This window comes from Afipia sp. OHSU_II-C1 (genome assembly GCF_000497575.1).
Lineage (GTDB): Bacteria > Pseudomonadota > Alphaproteobacteria > Rhizobiales > Xanthobacteraceae > Afipia.
This window is the reverse complement of sequence record NZ_APJI01000023.1, coordinates 209,272-232,927: the sequence shown is the minus strand read 5'-3', so window position 1 is coordinate 232,927 and position 23,656 is coordinate 209,272. Positions and strand designations below refer to the sequence as shown.

The 23,656-nt window shown below is 63.1% G+C and carries 23 protein-coding genes and 1 other RNA gene; 12 read left to right on the top strand and 12 right to left on the bottom strand.

From position 1 onward, the window contains the following. Positions 1–8: 8 nt before the first annotated feature. Positions 9–971, top strand: coding sequence for a carbon-nitrogen hydrolase family protein (locus I554_RS0123175; protein ID WP_024574158.1), 963 nt, complete (start codon positions 9–11; stop codon positions 969–971). A gap of 5 nt (positions 972–976) precedes the next feature. Then, entirely contained in the window at positions 977–1,594 is a 618-nt protein-coding gene (locus I554_RS0123170) for a flavin reductase family protein (RefSeq protein WP_024574159.1), read from the top strand. 400 nt (positions 1,595–1,994) lie between these two features. On the opposite strand, the gene I554_RS0123160 is transcribed toward I554_RS0123170, so the two are convergent. Beyond that, a complete protein-coding gene (locus I554_RS0123160; protein WP_024574161.1) occupies positions 1,995–2,882 on the bottom strand; it encodes a transcriptional regulator GcvA in 888 nt (295 codons plus the stop codon). Between the two features lie 112 nt (positions 2,883–2,994). Between I554_RS0123160 and I554_RS0123155 the strand changes: the two genes are divergently transcribed. The 3 genes from I554_RS0123155 to I554_RS0123145 all read left to right on the top strand — a co-directional run bounded on the left by I554_RS0123155 (position 2,995) and on the right by I554_RS0123145 (position 5,335). Then, a complete protein-coding gene (locus tag I554_RS0123155; protein ID WP_024574162.1) occupies positions 2,995–3,210 on the top strand; it encodes a DUF1127 domain-containing protein in 216 nt (71 codons plus the stop codon). A gap of 86 nt (positions 3,211–3,296) precedes the next feature. Next, positions 3,297–3,938 carry a GNAT family protein gene (locus I554_RS0123150; RefSeq protein WP_024574163.1) on the top strand — a complete coding sequence of 214 codons (642 nt, stop codon included), beginning with the start codon at positions 3,297–3,299 and terminating at the stop codon, positions 3,936–3,938. A gap of 113 nt (positions 3,939–4,051) precedes the next feature. Further along, positions 4,052–5,335: an acetyl-CoA C-acyltransferase gene (locus tag I554_RS0123145; RefSeq protein WP_024574164.1), complete on the top strand. Its 1,284-nt coding sequence runs from the start codon at positions 4,052–4,054 to the stop codon at positions 5,333–5,335. Positions 5,336–5,338: 3 nt separating this feature from the next. Here I554_RS0123145 and I554_RS0123140 read toward each other — a convergent pair whose 3' ends face one another. From I554_RS0123140 to tkt, 10 genes are all read right to left on the bottom strand, one after another. Then, positions 5,339–5,788, bottom strand: a complete 450-nt coding sequence (locus I554_RS0123140; RefSeq protein ID WP_024574165.1) for a GNAT family N-acetyltransferase — start codon at positions 5,786–5,788, stop codon at positions 5,339–5,341. Between the two features lie 16 nt (positions 5,789–5,804). Then, positions 5,805–6,833 (bottom strand): peptidoglycan -binding protein, encoded by a 1,029-nt coding sequence (locus I554_RS0123135; RefSeq protein WP_024574166.1) that lies wholly within the window; start codon positions 6,831–6,833, stop codon positions 5,805–5,807. Between the two features lie 13 nt (positions 6,834–6,846). After that, entirely contained in the window at positions 6,847–7,842 is a 996-nt protein-coding gene (locus I554_RS0123130) for a hypothetical protein (RefSeq protein WP_024574167.1), read from the bottom strand. Positions 7,843–8,136: 294 nt separating this feature from the next. After that, a complete protein-coding gene (locus tag I554_RS0123125) occupies positions 8,137–8,928 on the bottom strand; it encodes an inositol monophosphatase family protein (protein ID WP_024574168.1) in 792 nt (263 codons plus the stop codon). A gap of 83 nt (positions 8,929–9,011) precedes the next feature. Continuing rightward, positions 9,012–10,130, bottom strand: a complete 1,119-nt coding sequence (locus tag I554_RS0123120) for a tetratricopeptide repeat protein (RefSeq protein WP_024574169.1) — start codon at positions 10,128–10,130, stop codon at positions 9,012–9,014. A 6-nt stretch (positions 10,131–10,136) separates the two neighbouring features. Next, on the bottom strand, positions 10,137–10,817 hold the full coding sequence (locus I554_RS0123115; RefSeq protein WP_024574170.1) for a thiamine phosphate synthase: 681 nt from the start codon (positions 10,815–10,817) through the stop codon (positions 10,137–10,139). 199 nt (positions 10,818–11,016) lie between these two features. Continuing rightward, a complete protein-coding gene (gene fba, locus I554_RS0123110; protein ID WP_024574171.1) occupies positions 11,017–12,084 on the bottom strand; it encodes a class II fructose-bisphosphate aldolase in 1,068 nt (355 codons plus the stop codon). A 59-nt stretch (positions 12,085–12,143) separates the two neighbouring features. After that, positions 12,144–13,337, bottom strand: coding sequence for a phosphoglycerate kinase (locus tag I554_RS0123105; protein ID WP_024574172.1), 1,194 nt, complete (start codon positions 13,335–13,337; stop codon positions 12,144–12,146). Positions 13,338–13,467: 130 nt separating this feature from the next. Continuing rightward, a complete protein-coding gene (gene gap / locus I554_RS0123100) occupies positions 13,468–14,475 on the bottom strand; it encodes a type I glyceraldehyde-3-phosphate dehydrogenase (protein ID WP_024574173.1) in 1,008 nt (335 codons plus the stop codon). A 191-nt stretch (positions 14,476–14,666) separates the two neighbouring features. Continuing rightward, complete coding sequence (gene tkt, locus I554_RS0123095) at positions 14,667–16,652, bottom strand: transketolase (RefSeq protein WP_024574174.1); 1,986 nt, start codon at positions 16,650–16,652, stop codon at positions 14,667–14,669. A gap of 268 nt (positions 16,653–16,920) precedes the next feature. Between tkt and I554_RS0123090 the strand changes: the two genes are divergently transcribed. From I554_RS0123090 to I554_RS0123075, 5 genes are all read left to right on the top strand, one after another. Next, on the top strand, positions 16,921–17,250 hold the full coding sequence (locus I554_RS0123090; protein ID WP_024574175.1) for a DUF4164 domain-containing protein: 330 nt from the start codon (positions 16,921–16,923) through the stop codon (positions 17,248–17,250). After that, a complete protein-coding gene (locus I554_RS0123085) occupies positions 17,247–17,630 on the top strand; it encodes a cell division protein ZapA (protein WP_019195440.1) in 384 nt (127 codons plus the stop codon). Before I554_RS0123090 ends, I554_RS0123085 begins: the two co-directional genes overlap by 4 nt. Before the next feature lie 75 nt (positions 17,631–17,705). Then, positions 17,706–17,865: non-coding RNA, 6S RNA (ssrS, locus tag I554_RS26610), on the top strand. Between the two features lie 57 nt (positions 17,866–17,922). Beyond that, entirely contained in the window at positions 17,923–18,513 is a 591-nt protein-coding gene (locus I554_RS0123080; RefSeq protein WP_024574176.1) for a 5-formyltetrahydrofolate cyclo-ligase, read from the top strand. A gap of 2 nt (positions 18,514–18,515) precedes the next feature. Beyond that, positions 18,516–19,334, top strand: a complete 819-nt coding sequence (locus I554_RS0123075) for a TIGR00282 family metallophosphoesterase (RefSeq protein WP_024574177.1) — start codon at positions 18,516–18,518, stop codon at positions 19,332–19,334. Between the two features lies 1 nt (position 19,335). Here the strand turns inward: I554_RS0123075 and I554_RS0123070 are convergent, their stop codons facing one another. Next, a complete protein-coding gene (locus I554_RS0123070) occupies positions 19,336–21,084 on the bottom strand; it encodes a methyl-accepting chemotaxis protein (protein WP_024574178.1) in 1,749 nt (582 codons plus the stop codon). Between the two features lie 219 nt (positions 21,085–21,303). Between I554_RS0123070 and I554_RS0123065 the strand changes: the two genes are divergently transcribed. Then, the gene (locus I554_RS0123065) at positions 21,304–22,050 is read left to right on the top strand and encodes a YebC/PmpR family DNA-binding transcriptional regulator (protein ID WP_006022281.1); all 747 of its coding nucleotides are present in this window, start codon (positions 21,304–21,306) and stop codon (positions 22,048–22,050) included. 217 nt (positions 22,051–22,267) lie between these two features. Then, entirely contained in the window at positions 22,268–23,641 is a 1,374-nt protein-coding gene (gene mgtE, locus I554_RS0123060) for a magnesium transporter (protein WP_024574179.1), read from the top strand. Positions 23,642–23,656: the final 15 nt, after the last annotated feature.

Sequence of the window (23,656 nt, the reverse complement as noted above, 5' to 3'; positions counted from 1 at the left end):
CAGGTGTCATGACTTCAAAAAAGAACAGCAGCTACAAGGCCGCCGTTATTCAGGCTGCATCGAATCCGACCGACACACTCGCATCGGCCCAGAAGGCCGCAAGCCTGATCGAACAAGCCGCGAAGGCCGGTGCAAGGCTGGCGGTGTTCCCGGAAGCCTTCCTCGGGGGCTACCCGAAGGGCAATTCGTTCGGTGCGCCGGTTGGCCAGCGCAAGCCTGAAGGGCGCGAAGCATTCCGCGCATACTGGGAACAGGCGATCGATCTCGATGGCCCTGAAGTCGAAACGATTGCTACTGCGGCGGCCGCGACCGGACTCTTCGTCGTGATGGGCTGCATCGAGCGCGATCACGGTACACTGTACTGCACCGTGCTGTTCTTCGATGGCGCCAACGGTCTCGTGGGCAAGCATCGCAAGCTGATGCCGACCGCGGGTGAACGGCTGATCTGGGGCTTTGGCGACGGCTCGACGATGCCTGCCTTTGAAACATCGCTCGGCACCATCGGCGCGGTGATCTGCTGGGAAAACTACATGCCGGCATTGCGTATGCACATGTACAGCCAGGGCGTCAGCATTTACTGCGCCCCCACGGCGGATGATCGCGACACCTGGGTGCCATCGATGCAGCACATCGCGCTCGAAGGGCGTTGTTTTGTGCTCACGGCCTGCCAGTACATCAAGCGCGGGGCGTATCCCGAAAACTACGAGTGTTCGCTCGGCGACGATCCGGAGACCGTGCTGATGCGCGGCGGCAGCGCCATTATCAATCCGCTCGGCAAAGTACTTGTCGGACCGGATTTCGACGGCGAAACGATCCTCTATGCCGACATCGATCTCGATGACATCGCGCGCGGCAAGTACGACTTCGATGCAACAGGGCACTATTCGCGGCCGGATGTGTTCCAGCTCACTGTCGATACCCGGTCGAAGTCCGCTGTCTCAACGATCCCGGCTTTGCCGGCGAGGAGCTGAGCAGCATGTTCTTCGATATGGGCCAGCTTGCGGCGGACATCCGCTACAAGATTCTCACCGCAACCGTCACCCCGCGCCCCATCGCCTGGGTGACGACCCGCTCACCCGATGGCGTCGCAAACGCGGCTCCGTTCAGCTTCTTCAATGTGTTGGGGCACGAGCCGCCGACGGTTGTGCTCGGGCTGCTGCGCCATCCCGAAAAGGGACTAAAGGACACGGCGGAGAATATTCTTGCGACCGGCGAGTTCGTCGCGCATCTGGTGCCGCACCAGATGGCGGAGGCGATGAACACGACCTGTGTCGATGCGCCGTCCGAAGTTGATGAACTCGTGCTGGCCGGCTTGCGGACAGTGCCATCACAGATGGTTTCGCCGCCGCGCATAGCCGAAAGCCCGGTCGCATTCGAGTGTCGTACACTTTCGACGCATGAGACAGGACCGAGGCAGGTTGCCGTGATCGGTGAGGTCGTGTGCGCTCATGTGGCGGACGAGTTCGTGCTCGATGCTGGCAAAGGCTACATCGATACGCTCGCTCTCGATCTCATCGCCCGCATGCATGGGAGCGGGTGGTATGCGCGTCCGGCGGACCTGTTTCAGTTGGTGCGCCCGGGTTCGACCGCCTAGCGGTGTCCATGCTGAATCGCCAGCAGCACCACGATGATGATCGCCAGCGCGGCATCGGCTCAGCTTGCGCGCATTGCGCATCTGCCTGCCGCCATTTATGTCGCGTATCGAGAACGTTTGTCCGCGCGCTCGTGCCGTCTGGTGCATATGTCCTGTCTGCCAATGATGGTCGGGCGAAAACAGGAACGCGCATGCGCAGATCAGTCATGGTGACGAATGCGCCGAGTTCCTTTTCGGGCCGCAGTCGTCATTGACTGTTCCGCAAGTGGAGCAATCGCCGTGCCAACACCGTTGGCTTTGATCGGGCAATGTTTTTTTGAGTTTCCAGCGAATGCGCTGGGGCGGCGTCACGCGGAATGATGCGAGTCTGTGCAGCATGCCCATCTCGTGGGCATGACCGTTACTGCTTCGATGCGGTTCTCAGCCAGTCGCGAAACAGGTTGAGTTTCGGGGTCGCCGGCCTGTCTTGCGGCGTCACGAAGTAGTAGCCCGCCGACGGCATGGAGACATTGAACGGCACCACCAAGCGTCCGTTCGCAACGTCGTCCGCGACATAGGCGGTGTGACCCATGGCGACGCCGAGACCGTCGATGGCGGCCTGAATGGTCATGAAGGCCAGATCGAATGTCAGCCCGCGGTTTTGCGACAGGTGCGCGGGCAGGCCTGCGGCGGTGAGCCAAAGGCGCCAGTCGTCGATGGTGCTGGACGTATGCAGCAGCGTGGCATGCTCCAGGTCTTCCGGCCGCCGCAGCGCGCGTTCGCCAGTCAGGAGCTTCGGGCTGCAAACCGGAAACAGATGTTCGGCCATCAGCCACTCGGCATCCAGCCCGGGCCATCGCCCCTGTCCGTACCGGATCGCCGCGTCGACATTGCTGGTGCGGAAATCCACCAGTTCGGTCGAGGTGGTGATGCGAACATCGATCTCCGGATGCTGTTCCTGAAAGGACGACAATCTGGGCAGCAGCCATTTCACGGCGAGCGATGTCAGGGTGCTGATCGTCAGCACGCGATCGTCCCCTTTTCGCAGCAGGCGGTCGGTGGCGGTGCGCAAGTCCTGAAATGCGGCACGGATGCCCGGCAGGTATTCGGCGGCCTGCGGCGTCAGCGCCAGCGCGCGGCTTTGCCGGATGAACAGCTTGATGCCGAGTTCTTCCTCTAGCCGCCGGATCTGGTGGCTGATGGCGGTCTGGGTGACGTTCAGCTCCTGCGCGGCATGGGTAAAGCTGAGGTGCCGTGCGGCGGCCTCGAAAGCGCGCAAACCGTTCAGGGAGGGCAGTCTGGCGGTCATCGGCACCTCTAATACATGAGATTATCTCATAATACAGGGGACAAGCTATCGTTTGTCAATGGGGGTTCGCGAGCAGATATTCCCACCATCAGATTTATTTCAGGAGGCTACGATGTCTGCTTACACCACAAACTTGATGACAAATCATCATCATTACGACTTCCTCCGTCACCCGATTTCGTCGATTTCTGACGTGCTGCATACGTGGCAGCAGCGTTCGCAGCGCCGGGCAGAACTCGCCCGTCTCAGCGACAAGGACTTTCACGACGTCGGCGCGAGCTGGAGCGACTTCGCCTACGAGGCCAGCAAGCCCTTCTGGCGTGCGTAAGGCGCCCTTGCGAGTCTGATCCGTCTCGTCCTCCTCCCCGGATCAGGCTCGCTTTTTCTTTCGCATAGCAGCCGATGGAGCGTGTCATGCTGGCAGAAACCGATCATCGCTTTGTTCTGGGCAACCTCGGCCGCTTCACCGATATTGTCCGGCTGAAGGACGGCAGATCGCTGACGGTGCGTTTCATCGAACCGAAGGATGCAGATGCGCTGTCGTCCTATTTCCGGTCGCTGTCGCGGCAGTCGCGCTACAATCGCCTGATGAGCGCCGTCAGCGAGTTGCCGCCGTCAGAGCTCGACAAGGCGCTTCATGTCGGCGAGGGCAGCCGCTTTGCGGTGGTTGCCGAAATGAAGATCGACGGCGTCGAGACCATCGTCGGCGAGTCCCGCTACAGCTACGACGCCAGGACGCAGGATACCGAATTCGGATTGTCGATCGGCGATGCCTGGCAGGGACAGGGCATCGGCTCCGCGATGCTGTCGAATCTTGAATGCCGCGCGGCGGCGCTCGGGGCATCGCGGCTGTTTGGCGAAACCCTCCGCAACAACGAACAAATGATCGGGCTGGCCCGCAGGGCAGGCTATGTCTTCGCGGGCACGCCGAGCGACTGGCGGCAGGTGCGGTTCGAGAAGCCGCTGCATCGGGCCACCGAGATTCCCTGCGAAAGCTGGAAGCAGGCTGCGATGGCGGGCTGGCTGCAGAACGCAGCGCTGCTGGTGGCGCATTGATCCTCCGATCGTTACGGCACGGCAGCCCTGCTGCCGTCGGCTTGTATGCCCTCCGCCGGATCGAATAGTGTCCCGGAAGGCGCCGGTTCCGGCGTTCGATCCGGGAGCAATCGATGGCGCAATCTGTAAAAGGTGATGTCTGGCTGGCGGCAGGGGTCCGCACGCCGTTTGCGAAGGTCGACGGCCCGCTTGGCGGCGTCGACGCCATCTCATTGTCGGTGCCGGTGGTCAAGCACATGATCGAACGGCTGGGCGGCGGCAAGCCGGACTTTGCGGTGTGGGGCAACGTGGTGCCGAACCTCACCTGGAGCAACATCGCACGCGAAATTCTCATGGACGCTGGAGTCGATCCGACGGTGCCGGCCTATTCCACCGTGATGGCGTGTTCGACCAGCATGATGGGTGTGTTCGAAGCCGCGGGCATGATCGACGGCGAGGTGCGCAATCTCGCGCTGGTCGGCGGCGTCGACAGCCTCAGTCAGGTTCAGCTCGGTCTCGGCATGTCGCTGTCGAACTGGGTGCGCCAGTTCCAGACCGCGCGATCGCTGGGACAAAAACTCACCCACGCCATCGATCTCAAGCTCAGCGATGTGCGTCTCTACATTCCGGCGGTCAGCAATCGCACCACCGGCATGAGCATGGGCGAGCACACCGAGATCACCGCCAAGGTCTGGAACATCTCGCGCGAGGCGCAGGATCAGATCGCACTGGAGAGCCATCAGCGTGCAGTGGCCGCATGGGATCGCGGCTTCTTCGATGGCCTCGTCATTCCGTTCGACGGCGTGAAGCGCGATACCATTGCGCGCAAGGATACCTCGCTCGAGAAGTTGGCGCGGTTGCCGCCGTCCTTCGACCGCAAGAGCGGCAAGGGGACGCTGACGGCGGGTAATTCGTCGCCGCTTACCGACGGCGCATCGAGCATCTGGGTGGCCTCGAAAAAGGGACTGGAGAAGCTTCCCGCGCAGACACCGCGTGTAAAGCTGATCGACTGGGAAATCGCGTCGGTGGATTTTCGCACCGAAGGCCTGCTGATGGCGCCGCCCTACGCGATCCCGCGGCTGCTGGCGCGGCATGCGCTGACCTACGCCGACATTCAGCTCTGGGAAATTCATGAGGCCTTTGCTGCGCAGGTGCTTGCGCACATCAAGGCGCTGGAGAGCCCGGAATTCATCCGCGACAAGGCCGGCGTCAACGCCGAGTTTGGCAAGTTTCCGCGCGAACGCCTGAATCCGAACGGCGGCAGCATCGCGCTCGGACATCCGTTCGGAGCAACCGGCGCCCGGATATTGAGTCAGTCTGTCAAGGAACTGGCGGTGATGCCCAAGGGAAGCCGCGCCATTGTCAGCATCTGCGCCGACGGCGGGCAGGGGACCGTGGCGCTATTGGAAGCGGCCTGACGCTCAAGGTTTCCACGCCATGCCGTAGACCTTGCGTCCCGACACCGGATTGACGTCGTCGTGGGTGTGGACGAAGCCGTTGCGCTCGTAGAAGCGGATGGCGCGGGCATTGTCGGTGTTGACCAGCAAGGTGATGCCGCCCGGCGACGTCGCCTTGGCCTTGTCGATCAGCACATCGCCGACGTCTGATCCCCATGCCTCCGGCGCGACCACAAGTTGGTCAAGATAGCCAGATGCATCGATGGTGACGAAGCCGGCCATGGTGCCGTTCTGCTCCGCAACGAAAATCTGCGCGGCGGGCACGAGTTCATCGCGCCAGCGCGCGCGCCATCCGTCCAACCGCTGCGCGAAGTCGATCGACGGATAGGCTTGGCTCCAGGTGCGAAACCACAGGTCGATCGCCGCGTCCTCGTCGCCGGCATTGTAGGGCCGCAGCGTGAAGGATGCGCTCATGATCGCGGCACGCGGCTCATCGCTCGGTCAGTTTCAGTTCGATGCGGCGGTTGCGCTTGTAGGCTTCTTCGGTTTTTTCAGCATCGAGCGGCTGGAATTCCGCGAATCCTGCCGCGACCAGGCGCTGCGCCGGGACGCCGAGCGAGACCAAATACTGCACCACCGAGATGGCGCGCGCCGAGGACAGTTCCCAGTTCGACTTGAACTGCGGGCTGTTGATCGGCCGCACGTCGGTATGGCCGTCGACACGCAGCACCCAAGCGATCTCAGCGGGAATCTGCTTGTCCAGATCGATCAGCGCGGTGGCGAGCTTGTCGAGTTCAGCGCGGCCTTCCGGCAGCAGCAGCGCCTGCCCGGTGTCGAAGAACACCTCGGACTGGAACACGAAGCGGTCGCCGACAATGCGCACATCCGGGCGGTTGCCGAGAATGGCGCGCAGCCGCCCGAAGAATTCGGAGCGATAGCGTGACAGTTCCTGCACCCGCTGCGCCAGCGCCACGTTCAGCCGCTGGCCGAGATCGGCGATCTTGGTCTGGGATTCCTTGTCGCGTTTCTCCGAGGCATCGAGCGCTTCCTCCAGCGCGGCGAGCTGCCGGCGCAGCGCGCTGATCTGCTGGTTCAGCACTTCGATCTGCGCCAGCGCCCGCGCCGAGACCTGCTTCTCCGAGTCGAGCGCCTTGCCAAGTTCAGTGGCGCGGCCCTGCGCACTCGCGCCCGCACCGGCGAGCCCGTCATAGAGACCCTTGACGCGGTCGCGCTCGGCCTCGGCGGATGCAAGCCCCGCGCGCATCTGCGAGAGTTGATCGTCGAGATTCAGCTTGCCGAGTTTTTCCAGCGAAAGGAGATCGTTGAGCTGTGCGATCTGCGCATTCAGCCGCTCAAGTGCCTTGTCCTTGCCGGTGACCTCCTGTGACAGAAAGAATTGAACCACAAGGAACACCGACAGCAGGAACACGATGGCGAGCACCAGCGTCGATAGCGCATCGACGAAGCCCGGCCAGTAATTGAAACCGCTGTCGTTGCGGCGTGAACGCGAAAGCGCCATAGGCTGTCTCCGTTCAGTTGGTCTCGGGCTGCCGCGCGAGGCGCTCCAGCAGCGCCTTGATTTCCTTGTTCTGTTCGCCCTGGCCGTCGGCCCATTCGCGGATCAATTGTTGTTCGGTGCGCATGTGATGCACGAGGCCCTGGATCGCTTCGGCGAGATTGGCCATCGCCGTGGTAGAAGCGCGGTTCGATCCCATCTCCTCGACTGCCGTTCGCAGCCGGTCGAGGGCGGGATTGAGATCTCCGTTCGTCGCATGACCGTCGCCGGCATACTCCTGTACGGTCTCGGCCATCCAGTCTTCGAGGTCGGTGTAGAAACGGTTCTGCGCCTGGCTCGATTGCAGATCGAGAAAACCGAGGATCAGCGACCCGGCAAGGCCGAACAGCGAGGACGAGAACGAAATGCCCATTCCGCCGAGCGGAGCGGCGAGGCCTTCCTTCAGCGTGTCGAACACCGAGCCGGCATCGCCGCCGACTTTCAGGCCCTCGATCACCTTGCCGACCGAACCGACGGTTTCGATCAGGCCCCAGAACGTGCCGAGCAGGCCGAGAAACACCAGAAGCCCCGTCATGTAGCGCGACAGGTCGCGCGCTTCATCGAGCCGGGTCGCGATCGAATCCAGCATATGGCGCATGGTCTGCTGCGAAATGCTCATGCGCCCGCCGGTGCGGTGACTGAGCATGGCGGCCATCGGCGCCAGCAGTGTGGGACGGCGGTCGACCGCAAGGCCGGGATCGGAAATACGGAAGCTGTTGACCCACGAGATTTCAGGATAGAGCCGGATCACTTGCCGGAAGGCCAGGATGATGCCGATGGCCAGAACGCCGACGATCAGTGCGTTAAGGCCGGGATTGGCGAGAAACGCCACCCAGATCTGCTTGTAGAGCACCACAAGCAACAGGCTGCACAGAACGAGGAACACCAGCATCCGGACCAGGAAGATGCGCGGTGTCGACAGTTTTGTGACACTGATGTCGGCTGCGGTGCTGGAAGCGGGAGCTTTTGCCATGGCGGATCTTCAATCCTTGTCCGTGGAACGTGTCGGGCATCAATATGGCACAGCGGGGGCGGGAAAAAAGACACCATCGCCGATTTGACCCCAGCTACGGAACCATCGGCCGTGACAACGGCTTCGATCTTGTCGGTGAATGCATGAAGCCGGCCCACCGGTAACTCAGGGTGGGTTGCGTGCGTCTCCTCCTCCGCGTGATGGCGCGGAGCGAAACGAAACGATGTAGGGAAGCCATGCTCGAAAGGTGGATTGCTTTGCCGTGATCGCAATGGCGGTCGATTATTCTTCCGCTCAGCCCAGCGGTTTCAGAATCTTAACGAGCTCGCGCTGGATCGTCTCGTTGCCGCAGACGACATGACCGGTGGCCATTGCGGTGTCGCCGCCCTCGATGCCGCTGACGACACCGCCGGCTTCGCGCACCATGATCAATCCTGCCGCAATATCCCACGGCTGAAGATTGCGCTCCCAGTAGCCGTCGAGGCGGCCAGCCGCGACGAACGCAAGATCGAGGGAGGCCGCGCCGAAGCGGCGCAGGCCTGCGACGCGATTCTGCATTTCCGCCATCTCGCGGCGGGAGAGTTCGTGATCGCCGCGTCCGATGTGCGGCAGGCCGCAGGCGACTACGCATTCGCTGAGTTGTTTGCGGCCGGCGACGCGCAGGCGCTGCTCGTTCAGGAATGCGCCCTTGCCGCGTTCGGCAATGTAAAGTTCGTCATTGGCGGGATTGTAGATCACCCCCGCGATGATCACGCCGTCGCGCTGTAATCCGATCGAGATCGCGAACTGCGGAATGCCGTGAAGGAAGTTGGTGGTGCCGTCGAGCGGATCCACGATCCATGTGTTCGACTTGTCGGTGCCCTCGCGCGTGCCGCCTTCCTCGCCGAGAAAGCCGTAGCCCGGACGCGCCTTGGTGAGATCTTCGTAGAGCATCTGCTCGGCGCGCTTGTCGGCAAGCGACACGAAGTTGGCCGGCCCCTTCAGCGACACCTGAAGGTTTTCGATCTCGCCGAGATCGCGCTTGAGGCTGCGGCCGGCGCGGCGCGCGGCCTTGACCATGACGTTGATGAGCGCTGAATGAAGCATTGTCTCGGCTTGCTGGATGAAGTGTGGGGCTGGTGTTGCGGGATAAGCGCTGGCGCGTCAAGAGTAATGGCGGTGGTTATTGCTCATTTCGTGCCGAACCATTTCTTGGCGAGGTCTTCGGATTTTGCTTTTTCTATCGGAGATAACTGCGCAAATTTGGCATCGAGGTCGGGATCGCCGTTCCCGGCGGTCTTCGCGATCAGATGCCACTTGAAGCCATGGATCTTGTCGACGGGAGCGCCGAGACCGTCGACCAGAATGCGCGCCAGGCGGTTTTGCGCGATCGGACTGTTCTGCCGCGCCGCCCTGGTCAGCAGCGCGATCGCGGTGGGCACATCCTTGGGCGTGCCGGTGCCGTTGTAAAGTGCGATGGCATATTCGACCTCGGCATCGAGATTGTCAGCCTGCGCGGCGGCGCGCATCCAGCGCGCGGCCTCTGTGAGATTCTTCTCCACGCCGCGGCCTTCCTTGTAGAAAGTCGCGAGGGCGTACTGCGCCTCGGGATTGCCGGCATTGGCGGCCTGAAGAAACAGTTCGGCGGCGCGCTTGATGTCCTGCGGGAAGACCTGCCCTTCGAGATAGAGCAGCCCGAGATTGTAGGCGGCCGCGGCCTTGCCGAGCTTGGCGGACGATGCCAGGAGCCTCGCGCCTTCGTTGCGGTTGGCAGGACCGTCGCGTCCGGCGATCTTCATCATGCCGAGCGCGAACATGGCTTCGCGGTCGCCGCGATCGGCGGCCTGCTTGTACCATTCCGCTGCCTTGGCGTCGTCGCGCTTGATGCCGAGCGCATTGGAATAAAGCTCACCCAGCAGCGTCATGGATTTCGGATCGCCGGTTTCCTGCGCGCGCTTCAGTGCAAGATTGAAAGCGGTGCGATACAGGCCCGACTGGTAGGCGCCGTAAGCGAGATCGGCGTTTGGATTGTCGGGAGCGGCGGGCGCAGGTGCAGCAGCCTTTTCTGGCGCGCTCTTCTTCTGTTTCTGCGTGTCGGCTTTGGGTACGGCCGCTTTCGGCGGAGCTGCCTTGGGAGCGGTGGATCTTGGCGCAGGCCGTGCCGCTTCCGGTTTGATCGGCTCCGGAAAGGGATTTGGGCCCCCCTGCGCCAGAGCATGTGCCGAGAGCGCCACAACACCGGCAGCAACCGATGCAAGCAGTCTTGCATGAGCGGCTGCGAATGGTGTGGCACGGCGAGGCGCGGTCATCGCGGCTTATTCTCCTGCGACGGTGGAGTGTGCGAGCGACGATTTAAAGCCTCGCGCGATGGCCTGACTGGCCTCGGCCAGAGCAGCCTGTGCGCCGCGCGCATCCTGCCAGATGATATCGCCGACCAGGACGAAATCCGCGCCGGCCGCTGCGAACATCTGCGCCTCTTCCAGAGTCGCGGCAAAGCCCACGCATGGAGGCTCGAACAGTTCGGCCCACCAGTCCAGCCGTTCGCAGATCGCGTCCGCCGAAGGTCGTTCGCCGTTTGAATCCGGCTCGCCGAACAGCACGTAATCCGCGCCGGCTTCACCGGCGACCATGGCATCGTGCCGCGTGATGAGCCCGCCGACCCCGAGAATGCGGTCGGGCTTCAGGCTCGGCATTGCCTCCTGCATTGCCTCGATACCGCTGACGTTCGCGCCGTCCGCGCCGGAGCGCGCCACCTGTCCGAAATGCTGATCGATCAGCAGGGCCGCGCCGGCGTTCTGGACCACAGGCGCCAGCACTTTGGCGCGCTGAATGATGCTGCGCTCGTCGCCGGGCGCTAGCCGCAGCAGGAGGGCGGCGACATCCGCCGCCGCAATCAACGCCGGCAGTTCGGCGACAAGCCGGGCCGGGTCGGCGACAACCGGCGTTGCGAGATAGAGACGAGGCGCGGGGCGCGGCGGGGGAGGTTTGGTGGCCATGATGGCGGTGTGATGCCCCCGGACTGCGGCCAAAAAAGGGGCGGGACCATGTCCCGCTGTTTCAAAATCATTTCAGTAGCAGGCCATCCTTCGAGGCTCGCCGCAAGAGCGGCTCGTATCTCGGGATGACGTCTTACTCAAAACCGTCACCCTGAAGTGCCGTCGTATCGCGACGGCCTCGAAGGGTGATATGCTTACGTCAGGCGATCTTCGGGTTGAGTTCGCCCTTGGCGTAGCGCTGCGCCATCTGGGCGGTGGTCAGAACCTTCTTGATCTTGCTGGCCTGCCCCGCGGTGTTGAACTCTTCCAGGCGCTGCTTGCAGAGCTTGGTCATAGCTTCCATCGCGGGCTTCAGATACTTGCGCGGATCGAACTCGCTCGGGTGCTCGCTCAGGATCTTGCGGATCTGGCCGGTCATCGCCATGCGGTTGTCGGTGTCGATGTTGATCTTGCGCACGCCGTTCTTGATGCCGCGCTGGATTTCCGAAACCGGAACGCCCCAGGTCGGCTTCATCTGGCCGCCGAACTTGTTGATGATGTCCTGCAGGTCCTGCGGCACCGACGACGAGCCGTGCATCACAAGATGCGTGTTCGGCAGCTTGCGGTGGATTTCCTCGATCACGTTCATCGCAAGGATGTCGCCGTCCGGCTTGCGGGTGAATTTGTAGGCGCCGTGCGAGGTGCCCATCGCAATCGCCAGCGCGTCGACCTGGGTTTCCTTGACGAACTTCACGGCTTCATCGGGATTGGTCAGCAACTGGTCGTGCGACAGCTTGCCTTCGAAACCGTGGCCATCCTCCTTCTCGCCTTCGCCGCTTTCCAGCGAGCCGAGCACGCCGAGTTCGCCTTCCACCGAAATGCCGCCGAGATGCGCCATCGTTGTCACCGTCTTGGTGACGCCGACATTGTAATCCCAGTCGGCCGGCGTTTTGCCGTCGGCCTTCAGCGAGCCATCCATCATCACCGAAGTGAAACCGGCCTGGATCGCGGTCATGCAGGTGGCGGGTTCGTTGCCGTGATCGAGATGCACGCAGACGGGAATGTGCGGATAGATTTCCGTCACCGCGTCCATCATGTGCTTGAGCATCACGTCGTTGGCGTAGGAGCGCGCGCCGCGCGAGGCCTGGATGATGACCGGCGCATCGACGGAGTTGGCGGCTTCCATGATCGCCAGCGCCTGCTCCATGTTGTTGATGTTGAATGCCGGCACGCCGTAGTTGTTCTCAGCAGCATGATCCAGCAATTGACGCAACGTGATGCGAGCCATGTGTGCTTGTTCTCCGTGATCTTGGCCAGCGCCAAGGGCGCCCGATCCATTTAAAAAATCTAGCGTACTCTAAGAACCTCTACGCCGGGCAAAGGTTTCCCTTCCATCCACTCCAGAAAGGCGCCGCCGGCGGTCGAAACGTAGGTGAAATCCGAGCCCACGCCAGCGTGGTTCAACGCCGCAACGGTGTCGCCGCCGCCGGCGACGGACACCAGCTTGCCGGCCTTGGTGCGTGCGGCCGCATATTTGGCGGCCTGAACCGTGCCGCGGTCGAACGGCGACATCTCAAACGCGCCGAGCGGCCCGTTCCACACCAGCGTCGCGGCGTCGTCGATCGCGGCATCGATCCGCCTGATCGACTGCGGGCCGACATCGAGGATCATGCCGTTGGCCGGGATCGCATCGAGGCCGTAGGCATGCGATGGCGCGTTGGCTTCGAACTTTTCAGCAACCACCGCATCGACCGGCAGGATGATCGCGCAGTTGGTGGAATTCGCCTTCACGAGAATGCGCAGCGCGGTGGTGGCGAGATCCTTTTCGCAGAGCGACTTGCCGACATCGACTCCCTGCGCATGCAGGAAGGTGTTGGCCATGCCGCCGCCGATCACCAGCGCATCGACCTTGCTAACGAGGTTCTCCAGAAGATCGATCTTGGTCGAAACCTTCGAGCCGCCGACAATGGCGATCACCGGATGGACCGGCTGTTCCAGCGCTTTGCCGAGCGCGTCGAGTTCGGCTTCCATGGTGCGGCCGGCATAGGCCGGCAGCACGCGGCCAAGGCCTTCGGTCGAGGCGTGGGCGCGATGCGCGCACGAGAAAGCGTCGTTGACCCAGATGTCGCCGAGCTTGGCGAGCTGCGCGACAAAGGCCGGATCGTTCTTCTCTTCACCGGGATGAAAACGGGTGTTCTCGAGACAAAGGATCTCGCCGTTCTTCAGGCCCGCGACGGCCTGTTCGGCGATCGGGCCGACGCAGTCGGGCGCGAACTCGACATGGTGCTTCACCACGTAACCCAGCGCGGCGGCGACCGGCTTCAGCGAGTCCTTCGGGTCCGGTCCCTTCGGTCGGCCGAAATGCGCAAGGATAATGACTTTGCCGCCGGCTTCCGACAGTTCGATGATGGTCTTGGCGATGCGTTGCAGACGCGTGGTGTCGGACACGCGTCCGTTGTCCATCGGCACGTTGAGATCCACGCGCAGCAGCACGCGCTTTCCCTTCACGTCGACATCATCGAGGGTGCGGAATCCGGACATTGCGATCTTGCGTTCTTCCCCGTCGCCACCCTGGGGTACGAGCGTCGTCGATGCGAGCCTCGAAGGGTGGAAGTTTGTTCGATGTCATCCTGCGAGGCGCGCGACTCGCGCCTCGGGATGATGTTGTTTTTCAGATCAGCTTGCTCATCGCCGCGGCGGTGTCCGCCATGCGGTTCGAGAAGCCCCACTCGTTGTCGTACCAGGACAACACGCGCACCAGATTTCCGCCCTGCACCTTGGTCTGGTCGAAGGCGAAGGTGGAGGAGTGCGGATCATGGTTGAAATCGATCGAGACGTTCTGATCGCTGGTGGTGCCGAGGATGCCCTTGAGCTCCTGGGCTGCGGCGCGCTTCATCGCGTCGTTGATCTCTTCCTTGGTGGTCGCCTTCTTGGCGACGATCTTGAGATCGATCACAGAAACGTTCGGCGTCGGCACGCGGATCGCGACGCCGTCGAGCTTGCCCTGCAATTCCGGCAGCACGAGACCGATGGCCTTGGCCGCGCCGGTCGAGGTCGGGATCATCGACAGCGCAGCCGCACGGCCGCGATAGAGATCGCTGTGCATGGTGTCGAGGGTCGGCTGGTCGCCGGTATAGGCATGGATCGTGGTCATGAAGCCGGTCTCGATGCCGACGGTGTCGTTCAGCACCTTGGCGACCGGCGCGAGGCAGTTGGTGGTGCACGAGCCGTTGGAGACGACGAGATGATCCTTGGAGAGCTTGTCGTGGTTCACACCATAAACGATGGTGGCGTCCGCGCCGTCCGACGGCGCGGAGACCAGCACGCGCTTGGCGCCTGCGGTCAGATGCGCCGAAGCCTTGGCCTTGGCGCTGAAGATGCCGGTGCATTCCATGGCGATGTCGATGCCGAGGTCCTTCCAGGGCAGGGTCGATGGATCGCGCACTGCGGTCACCTTGATCTTGCCATTGCCGAGGCTGATCGAGTCGCCCTCAACGGTCACGGTGCCCGGGAACCGGCCGTGCACCGAGTCATAGCGCAGCAGATGGGCGTTGGTTTCGACCGGCCCGAGATCGTTGATGGCGACCACCTCGATGTCCGTGCGCTTGGATTCATAAATGGCCCGCAGGATGTTGCGGCCGATACGGCCAAATCCATTGATCGCGACACGGACTGCCATTCTCAAGTTCTCCTCAACGGTTCGGAAATGACGATTTTCGAGGCGGTTTTTGCCCCGAATGACGGTTTGATGCAATCACTTGAATCCCCAAACTTGGGCCAAGGTTATCGCGCCGGGAGCCATCCGGCTCCGGGCCCTCATTTCGCGCATTCTTGCCATGCGAACCGGTCCCGGCTCGCACGGAAATGCGGTTAAAGACGGGCCTGCGCGGCCTCCGCCACGGCTTCCGGGGTGATCCCGAAATGCCGGTACAGGTCCTTGTAGGGGGCGCTGGCGCCGAAGCCGTCCATGCCGACGAAAATGCCGTCCGAACCGATGATCGCATCCCAGCCCTGACGGATGGCGGCCTCGACGGCGACCTTCACCGGCGCTTTGCCGATGATGGCGGCGCGCTTGTCGGCGGGAAGCTCCAGCAGCAGGTCCATGCAGGGCACGGAGACCACCCGCGTCGGAATGCCGCGTGCGGCGAGCAACTTCTGTGCCTCGACGGCCAGCGAGACCTCAGAGCCGGACGCGAAGATCGAGACTTTCGCCTCGCCGTCGGCCTTGGAGATTTCATAGGCCCCATTGGCGCACTTGTTGTCGGCATCGTTCGCCAGACGCAATTGCGGCAAATTCTGGCGGGTCAGCGCCAGCACGCTGGGGCGATCCTTGGCTTCCAGCGCGAGCTGCCAGCATTCCAGCGTCTCGACGGTATCGCAGGGCCGGAACACGTTACAGTTCGGGATAGCGCGCAGCGCCGCCAGATGCTCGACCGGCTGATGCGTCGGACCGTCTTCGCCGAGGCCGATCGAATCGTGGGTGAGAACGTGGATCACGCGCTCGCCCATCAATGCGGCGAGGCGGAGCGCCGGGCGCAGGTAGTCCGAGAACACAAGGAACGTGCCCGAATACGGGATCAGGCCGCCGTGCAGAGCCATGCCGTTCATGGCAGCGGCCATGCCGTGCTCGCGGATGCCGTAGTTGACGTAGCGGCCGCCGTAATTGTTGGCGGAGATCGCGACCATGCCCTTCACGCGGGTGTTGTTGGACCCGGTGAGGTCGGCGGAACCGCCGATCATTTCCGGCACAGCGGCGCAGAGCACTTCCAGCGCATGTTCGGAGGCGGTACGGGTGGCGATGTCCTTCGGGCTCGCGGCGAGCGAGGCCTTCATAGCCGCCACCGCATCGGAAAGGGCCTTGGCAGGAAGATCGCCCTTCATGCGGCGCTCGAACTCGGAGCGAACGCCAGCGTCCTTGGTGCCGATAGTCTTGGTCCATGACGTGCGCGCGTCCTTGCCGCGCGATCCGGCTGCGCGCCAGGCGTCGAGAATGTCCTGCGGGACTTCAAACGGCGCCGAATCCCAATTCAGGTTCTTGCGGGCGCCGGCGATTTCATCGGCGCCGAGCGGCGAGCCGTGCGACTTCTCCGAGCCCGCCTTGTTGGGCGCGCCGAAGCCGATCACGGTCTTGCATGCAATCAGGGTCGGACGGTCGGACTTCTGCGCGCGCGTCAGCGCGTCGGCAATCGCCTTCTGATCGTGGCCGTCGACGCGTTCGGCGGCCCAGCCGGCCGATTCAAAGCGTTTCACCTGATCGACGGAATCTGACAGCGAGATCGCGCCGTCGATGGAAATGCCGTTGTCGTCGAACAGCACGATCAGCTTGTTGAGCTTGAGATGTCCGGCAAAGGCGATGGCTTCCTGGCTGATGCCTTCCATCAGGTCGCCGTCGGAGGCGAGCACGTAAGTATGGTGATCGACGATGTCGCCGCCGAACTCGGCCGCCATGTGGCGCTCCGCCAGCGCCATGCCGACGGCGGTGGCAATGCCCTGTCCGAGCGGGCCGGTGGTGGTCTCGATCCCCGGGGTGACGAAATTTTCAGGGTGCCCCGGCGTGATCGATCCGAGCTGGCGGAAATTCTTGATCTGCTCGATGGTCATCGACGAATTGCCGGTCAGATACAGCAGCGCATACAGCAGCATCGAGCCGTGACCGGCGGAGAGCACGAAACGGTCGCGATCCGGCCATGCCGGGTCGCTGGCGTCGAATTTCAGGAACTGCGTGAACAGCACGGTGGCCATGTCCGCAGCACCCATGGGCAGGCCCGGATGGCCCGATTTCGCCTTTTCCACGGCATCCATGGCGAGTGCGCGAATCGCATTGGCCATACGGGAAGGGTCGACACGCACAGTCATGGGATGTCCGCCTGAAATTCGGTGTGGGAAGTGGCCGCATGTCTCAAAAATGCCACGGCCGGGGAAGCGTTCTAGGGGGTGGATAGCATCGCGAAACCCTTGAGTCCAAGGGCATTGCAGCCTTTCCGCCGGGAGTTTTCGCTTTGTGTGCATAGCTTGCGGCCAGCGTTGCGCGCGGCTCTTCCGGGTCGTAAATTTATCCGCCTAAATGCTTGCCGGTCCGCTGCTTTTCATGCCGGGCCAGAGTTCGAAGGGCGTCCGTTCCGTGATGACTGATCGCAGTGCCAACGGTCTTGCCAATCCAGAACCTGCCCCATCCGGGGCGAGTGACATCGAACTCGCGACCCGCCGGCTGGCGGCGGCGCTCGATGCGCTCGAAAGCGCCGTTGAGCGGCGGCGGGAATTCGACCGTGCGGACGACGAGCTGGGCGCGCGGATCCAGGCGCTGGGCGCCGATCGCTCGCGTCTGGCCAATGAACTCGACGGGACGCTGGTGCGCTCGCGCGCGCTGGAGCGGACCAACCGCGAGATCGCGGAACGCCTCGATGTCGCCATAGACACCATCCGTTCGGTGATCGAGTCCGGAGAAGCTCCATGAGCCATATCAACGTCACCATCAACGGCCGCCAGTACCGGATGGCCTGCGAGGCGGGGCAGGAAAGCCGGCTGCTGCGGCTGGCGGAAAGCCTGGAAGCCCGCATCGCCAGCCTGCGCGGCAAGTTCGGCGAGATCGGCGATGGACGCCTGACCGTAATGGCTGCGCTCACTGTGGCTGATGAACTCGTGGATGCCGGGCAGCGTATCCGCGCCCTCGAGGAAGAGCTCAACGCGCTGCGCGATGTCCGTGTCGTGGCGGCGGACCGGGCCCGGGCAACGCAATCAGCGGTCGCCAATGCGCTGAATTCGGCGTCCGACCGCATCGAGAAGATGACCCAGGCGCTGAATCGCCCGGCCCGCAACGGGATCGCGATCGGTTAATCCCCGCCGTCCAATCGTCCACACGCCCGAGCGGGATCACTAGCGGTGTGCCCTGATCGTGGTTACATTGTCCGTGCGAGGCTGCGTCGCGCGTCAGAAGCCATATATCCCCGGGGCCTTATCGATCCTTTAGGGAACTGTCCCTGGCCGGGTCCGTGGACCCGATCATATGGTGCCCACCTACTTTCGTAGGTGCTCCGGGATCGAGTGCTTCAACGGCCATCGTGGCTTCGCACTTTCTTTTCGCCTCCGCCCTCTTGCCGCATGAGAGAGGCGACAAGGACTCGCCGCGTTGGATGGAAACCGTTTTCTCGACAATCTGAAAGACGATTTCCGGCGCGGTGCGCTGGCGCAGCGTGACGCCCTGAGCGCCGAAGCGCGCGCCGACGCCGCGCGTGCTGTCGCCGAGGTGCCGCTGCCGGTTGAACTGCCGCGGGGCGTCATCGTTGCAGGCTATTCGCCGATCAACAGCGAATTCGATCCGTTTCCATTGATGCGCGCGCTTGCGGACAAGGGGGCCGTGCTCGCGCTGCCGGTGATCATCGCGCGCGATCACGCCCTGATCTTCCGTGAATGGCAGCCGGAGCAGGGACTGGTGCGCGGACCCTACGGTATCTTTCAGCCGTCGTCGGACGCGGATGAGGTTGACCCTGACATCGTGCTGGTGCCGATGGCGGCGTTCGACCGCGCCGGTCACCGCATCGGCTATGGCCGGGGTTATTATGACCGCACGCTGGAAAATCTCCGCGCGATCAAGAAAATCACCGTCATCGGCGTCGCTTTTGCAGTGCAGGAAATCGAGACAGTGCCGCGACTTCCGCACGACGAGCAACTCGATTGTGTGCTAACGGAACGCGAGCTGATCGATCTGCGGAGATTATAATTTTGCGAATTCTGTTTGTCGGCGATGTGGTGGGGCGCAGCGGCCGCGTGGCCCTCAACGAAACTCTTCCGGGACTGATCCGCGACTGGAAACTCGATCTCGTTGTGGTGAACGGCGAGAACGCGGCGGGCGGCTTCGGCATCACCGAAGCGATCTATCACGAATTTCTGGAAGCCGGAGCCGACGCGATTACGCTCGGCAACCATTCGTGGGATCAGCGCGAGGCGCTGGTGTTCATCGATCGCGCCCCGCGCCTGATCCGTCCGGCGAATTTCCCGCCCGGCACGCCGGGTCGCGGCGCCGCGCTGATCGATACACGAAGCGGCAAGCGCGCGCTGGTGATCAATGCCATCGGCCGCGTCTTCATGCAGCCGTTCGACGATCCGTTCGCCATCCTTGATCGCGAACTGAGCGCATGTCCGCTGCGGGAGGCCGCCGATGCCGTGCTCGTCGATTTTCATGGCGAGGCGACCAGCGAGAAACAGTCGATCGGTTATTTCTGCGATGGCCGCGCCAGCATCGTGGTCGGCACGCATACCCATGTGCCGACATCCGACCATCGCATTCTTCCCGGCGGCACGGCCTACATGACCGATGCCGGCATGACCGGCGATTATGAATCCGTGATCGGCATGCAGAAGGATGAACCGTTGGGACGGTTCCTGCGCGGCTATCCGGCGGGACGTTTCGAGGCGGCGGACGGCGTCGGGACGCTTAGCGGCCTTGCGGTCGAAACCGACGACGCTACGGGTCTCGCCACGCGCGTCGCCGCGGTGCGGATCGGCCCGCTGCTGGAACGCGCGGTGCCGGATTTCTGGTGACCTAGATTTTATAAGCCGTTCTGAATCCGCCCCAGTGGCGGCCCCTGACGCGGATCGGCACGTCGATCTCGCGCATCATGATCGTTTTGCCGTTGCCCATGTCGCGGGCGTAGCTCTGGATCAGATACGAGCGGATGTTGCGGCCTGCGGCCAGTCCAGCGGGGTCGTTGAAGATGCGGCGGTTGCGTGAGTTCGCCGTGTTCCATGCGACATCACCCGCGCGCTGCGGATGCGAGTACATCTTGTTGTGCACCGGCAGATAGCCGTTGCGGTCGATAGTGGCGCAGAAGGCAGCCCGCGCATCACGCGCAAGCATGGCTTCCTGGATTTCAGGCAGCGCGCGATCGGCCCAGTCGAGGAAGCGCGTGCGGTATTGCACCGGATCGGTGCCTTCGATCTTCACATAGTTTTCGTCGAACAGATCGTCGATGCTGATGTCGCCCTTGGCGACGGCGTTCTCGAAGATCCTGGAAATTGCATCGCCGGCTTCCATGGCGCGGGTGACGAACTCGGTGTTCTCGTCGTGAATGGACCAGACCTTGTCCTCGATCCGGTCCTTGAGTGCGGCATCGGGCGAGACGAATGCGGCCTGCGCGCCGCCACTGGTCTGGCCGGTGACGCGGAGGCTGCACGGGCCGATGTCCTGCAGCTTGGCCTTCATGATCTGCTGCAACGGCAGGGACGCCGCGCTTGCACCGCCAATCAGAATACCGTCGACGGAAATCTCGAACACCTCCGCCTTGACCGGCGACCGTCCGGTGTCGATCTCGATCTGAAGGCGGCACGGCATCCGTTCGGCCTTGCGCTCTTCGTTCTCGTTCTGGCGGAGCAGCACCGCGCAGCGCGTTTTCAGCTTTTCGGCAAACATCGTCACGGCCTTGCCAGCCTGCGCCACGCTCTCGCCATGGGTTTCGGCTTCCCTGGCGGCGTTGTCGATTTCCGCGCTGCTCGTGCCTACCGATGAGATGAACTGCGACGCCGACGCGGCATTCTGCGTGATTTCGCCGGTGGTTTCGTTCTGCTCGGCGACTGCGCCATTGACATGCGCGAACACCGGCTTGATCGCGTCGATAGCTGCCGTGATGCGATGGACTGCGTCGAACGATGTCGCGGCGTCCTGCTGCAGGGCGTCGATTTTCTGCTTGATCTCTTCGGTGGCGCTCTGGGTCTGGACCGCCAGCGCCTTCACCTCGGAGGCGACGACCGCGAATCCCTTGCCGGCCGAACCGGCGCGCGCGGCCTCGATGGTGGAGTTCAGCGCAAGCAGCGTGGTCTGCTTGGCGATGGTCGCGATCAGGTTGACGACATTGCCGATGGCGGCGGAGGATTCCCGCAGCCGCTCGACATTGAGGCTGGCTTCCTGCGCTGCGGCGCTGGCCTCATCGGCGAGCTTGCTGGCATCGCGCACCTGCGCGCCGATGCCGTGGGCCGACTGGGTGAATTTTTCCGCGGCCTGCGAGAAGGTCTCGGCGGTGGCCTGCGCGTCGCTGGTGCGGTCGGCCAGGGCGTCGGCGCGGTGCCGGATGGCGGACAGGGTGCTGGCGGTGGACTGGGCGCCGCTGGCCACCGAACTGGCCGCGCGTTCGAGCTGGCGGATCATCGCGACCAGTTCGAGTTCAAGCAGTTCGAGGATTTCGCGGGCTGAATCGTGCTGGGACGATGCAGCGGGGTCCGGTGTTGCGACCGGCTCGGGGGCAATATCCGGGCTCGCCTGTTCTGGCAGCCGCTTCCGAAAAAGTCCGAACGCCATAAGAGGTCTCTGAAATGGGAGATGAATAGGTAGGCAGTATCGCACCTCGGCATGAACTCATGGTTAACTGTTGCCTGCCGGATGGGCTGGCATCCCACACCGCCGTACCAAAATCGGCCGATCTGCCTTTAAATTTTGCCGGTCCGGGCCTATAACGCCGCGCCGCCGGGCAGTTGCGTTAATGATGCCTGCGATTCCCGATCCTCTCGAGAGACCCCTATGGCCGGACATTCCCAATTCAAGAACATCATGCACCGCAAGGGCAAACAGGACGCCATGCGGTCCAAGATGTTCGGCAAGCTCGCCCGCGAAATCACCGTCGCCGCCAAGCTGGGAACCCCCGACCCCGCGATGAACCCGCGGCTGCGGCTGGCGATCACCGCGGCGCGCGCGGAAAACGTGCCGAAGGACAACATCGAGCGCGCGATCAAGAAGGCCATCGGCAACGACGGCGAGAACTACGATGAGATGCGCTACGAGGGCTACGGCCCCGGTGGTGTCGCCGTCATCGTCGAGGCGCTCACCGACAACCGCAACCGCGCGGCCTCCGACATCCGCTCCTATTTCACCAAGTCCGGCGGCAATCTCGGCGAAACCGGCTCGGTGTCGTTCATGTTCGACCGCGTCGGCGTAATCGAATACGACGCCAAGGTCGCGTCCGACGACGCCATGCTGGAAGCGGCGATCGAAGCCGGCGCCGACGACGTGGCATCCAGCGAGGACGGCCATGAGGTCTATGCCTCGCCGGAAACGTTCCGCGAAGTGGCCAAGGGCCTCGAGGCCAAGTTCGGTGAAGCGCGCAAGGCGGCGCTGATCTGGAAGCCGCAGAACACCATCGCCGTGGACGACGAGACCGGCGAGAAGCTGTTCAAGCTGCTCGACCTTCTGAACGAGCATGATGACGTCCAGAACGTCTATGCGAATTTCGAGGTGTCGGACGCGCTCGCCGCCAAGATGAGCGCGTAAGCTCTAACGGTCCCCTGAAGATTTTTTCTTGACGCCGCGCTGCTGAAGGATCATGTCAGCCGCGGGGGTGCGTTCGCGCGCGTTCGGCGCCCATCACTGGAAACCAATCAACTATGCCAAGCGACAGTCCACGTATTTCGCCGACAACGGTCCCAGTGGTCTAGAGCGCTCCAGCTCACCGATCGCTGCCGTTGCCGGCAGAACCCGAAGGTGAGCTATGACTGATACCCATGCAGCGCACGATGGCGCTTTCAATGCGGCCGTTCTTGCCGCGACGCTGATCGGCGAGCATGCCGCCGACACCGTCGAAATTCTTAACAAGCTTCCTCCGCCGGATGCCGCGGATGTCGTGCGGCTGCTGCCGCGCGATCTGGCGATTGAAATTCTCGACAAGCCCGAACTGGACTTCGGCGCCGAGATTATCGAGGCGCTGCCCCGTCATGTTGCCGCGCCCCTGCTTGCGGGCATGTCCGCGGACATGGCGGCGGATATCGTGCAGCAGCTTGATGAGCCTGCAAAGACGGAGCTGCTGGCCGGGCTCGATGACGTGTCCCGCGGCGCCATCGTCGGCCTGCTGGCCTATCCGGAGAACACCGCCGGCGCGATGATGACCACGGAATTCGTCAGCGTGCCCGGCAACTGGACCGTCGCACAGACGCTTGAGCATATCCGCAAGGTCGAGCGTTCCCGCGAAACCGTTTATGCGATTTATGTGCTCGACCCCGTCACGCGGCGTCTTGTCGGCGCGGTGACCCTGCGCCGCCTGATCTCGGGTGAGCCGTCGGCGAATATCCTGACTCTCGCGCCGACCCATGAGCCGATCACGACATTTCCGCTGATCGACCGTGAGGAGGTGGCGCGCGTCATCACCCGGCACGATCTGCTCGCCGTGCCGGTGATCGACAAGACCGGGCATCTGCTCGGCATCGTGACCGTGGACGACATCATCGACGCGATCATCGAGGAAAGCACCGAGGACGTGCAGAAGTTCGGCGGCATGTCGGCCACCGAAGAGCCTTATATGCAGATCCGGCTGCCGGACATGATCCGCAAGCGGGGCGGCTGGCTGGCAATTCTGTTTCTCAGCGAGATGCTGACGGCGAGCGTGATGCAGCACTTCGAGGGCGAGCTTGAGAAGGCCCTAGTCCTGACGCTGTTCATTCCGCTGATCATGAGCTCGGGCGGCAATTCGGGATCGCAGGCGACATCGCTGCTGATCCGCTCGCTGGCGCTGCATGATGTGAAGCTGGCGGACTGGTGGCGGGTGATGCTGCGCGAACTGCCGACGGGTCTCATCCTTGGCGGTCTGCTCGGGGCGATTGGCTTTGCGCGGGTCGTGGCGTGGCAGAAGCTCGGCATCTACAACTACGGCGAGCACTGGCTGCTGGTGGGATGGACCGTGGCCGCCGCGCTGGTCGGCGTGGTGACCTTCGGTTCGGTGGCAGGATCGATGCTTCCCTTTGCATTGCAAAGGATTGGGTTCGATCCCGCCAGCGCGTCCGCTCCCTTCGTCGCGACCCTCGTCGATGTCACCGGCCTGATGATTTATTTCAGTGCCGCATTGCTGATCCTGCGCGGGACGCTGTTGTGACCCCCGGACGCCGGG

Bases quoted from the DNA above. Each gene is read 5' to 3' on its own strand.
- I554_RS0123175 (WP_024574158.1), top strand. From the start codon at position 9: ATGACTTCAAAAAAGAACAGCAGCTACAAGGCCGCCGTTATTCAGGCT.
- I554_RS0123170 (WP_024574159.1), top strand. From the start codon at position 977: ATGTTCTTCGATATGGGCCAGCTTGCGGCGGACATCCGCTACAAGATT.
- I554_RS0123160 (WP_024574161.1), bottom strand. From the start codon at position 2,882: ATGACCGCCAGACTGCCCTCCCTGAACGGTTTGCGCGCTTTCGAGGCC.
- I554_RS0123155 (WP_024574162.1), top strand. From the start codon at position 2,995: ATGTCTGCTTACACCACAAACTTGATGACAAATCATCATCATTACGAC.
- I554_RS0123150 (WP_024574163.1), top strand. From the start codon at position 3,297: ATGCTGGCAGAAACCGATCATCGCTTTGTTCTGGGCAACCTCGGCCGC.
- I554_RS0123145 (WP_024574164.1), top strand. From the start codon at position 4,052: ATGGCGCAATCTGTAAAAGGTGATGTCTGGCTGGCGGCAGGGGTCCGC.
- I554_RS0123140 (WP_024574165.1), bottom strand. From the start codon at position 5,788: ATGAGCGCATCCTTCACGCTGCGGCCCTACAATGCCGGCGACGAGGAC.
- I554_RS0123135 (WP_024574166.1), bottom strand. From the start codon at position 6,833: ATGGCGCTTTCGCGTTCACGCCGCAACGACAGCGGTTTCAATTACTGG.
- I554_RS0123130 (WP_024574167.1), bottom strand. From the start codon at position 7,842: ATGGCAAAAGCTCCCGCTTCCAGCACCGCAGCCGACATCAGTGTCACA.
- I554_RS0123125 (WP_024574168.1), bottom strand. From the start codon at position 8,928: ATGCTTCATTCAGCGCTCATCAACGTCATGGTCAAGGCCGCGCGCCGC.
- I554_RS0123120 (WP_024574169.1), bottom strand. From the start codon at position 10,130: ATGACCGCGCCTCGCCGTGCCACACCATTCGCAGCCGCTCATGCAAGA.
- I554_RS0123115 (WP_024574170.1), bottom strand. From the start codon at position 10,817: ATGGCCACCAAACCTCCCCCGCCGCGCCCCGCGCCTCGTCTCTATCTC.
- fba (WP_024574171.1), bottom strand. From the start codon at position 12,084: ATGGCTCGCATCACGTTGCGTCAATTGCTGGATCATGCTGCTGAGAAC.
- I554_RS0123105 (WP_024574172.1), bottom strand. From the start codon at position 13,337: ATGTCCGGATTCCGCACCCTCGATGATGTCGACGTGAAGGGAAAGCGC.
- gap (WP_024574173.1), bottom strand. From the start codon at position 14,475: ATGGCAGTCCGTGTCGCGATCAATGGATTTGGCCGTATCGGCCGCAAC.
- tkt (WP_024574174.1), bottom strand. From the start codon at position 16,652: ATGACTGTGCGTGTCGACCCTTCCCGTATGGCCAATGCGATTCGCGCA.
- I554_RS0123090 (WP_024574175.1), top strand. From the start codon at position 16,921: ATGACTGATCGCAGTGCCAACGGTCTTGCCAATCCAGAACCTGCCCCA.
- I554_RS0123085 (WP_019195440.1), top strand. From the start codon at position 17,247: ATGAGCCATATCAACGTCACCATCAACGGCCGCCAGTACCGGATGGCC.
- I554_RS0123070 (WP_024574178.1), bottom strand. From the start codon at position 21,084: ATGGCGTTCGGACTTTTTCGGAAGCGGCTGCCAGAACAGGCGAGCCCG.
- I554_RS0123065 (WP_006022281.1), top strand. From the start codon at position 21,304: ATGGCCGGACATTCCCAATTCAAGAACATCATGCACCGCAAGGGCAAA.
- mgtE (WP_024574179.1), top strand. From the start codon at position 22,268: ATGACTGATACCCATGCAGCGCACGATGGCGCTTTCAATGCGGCCGTT.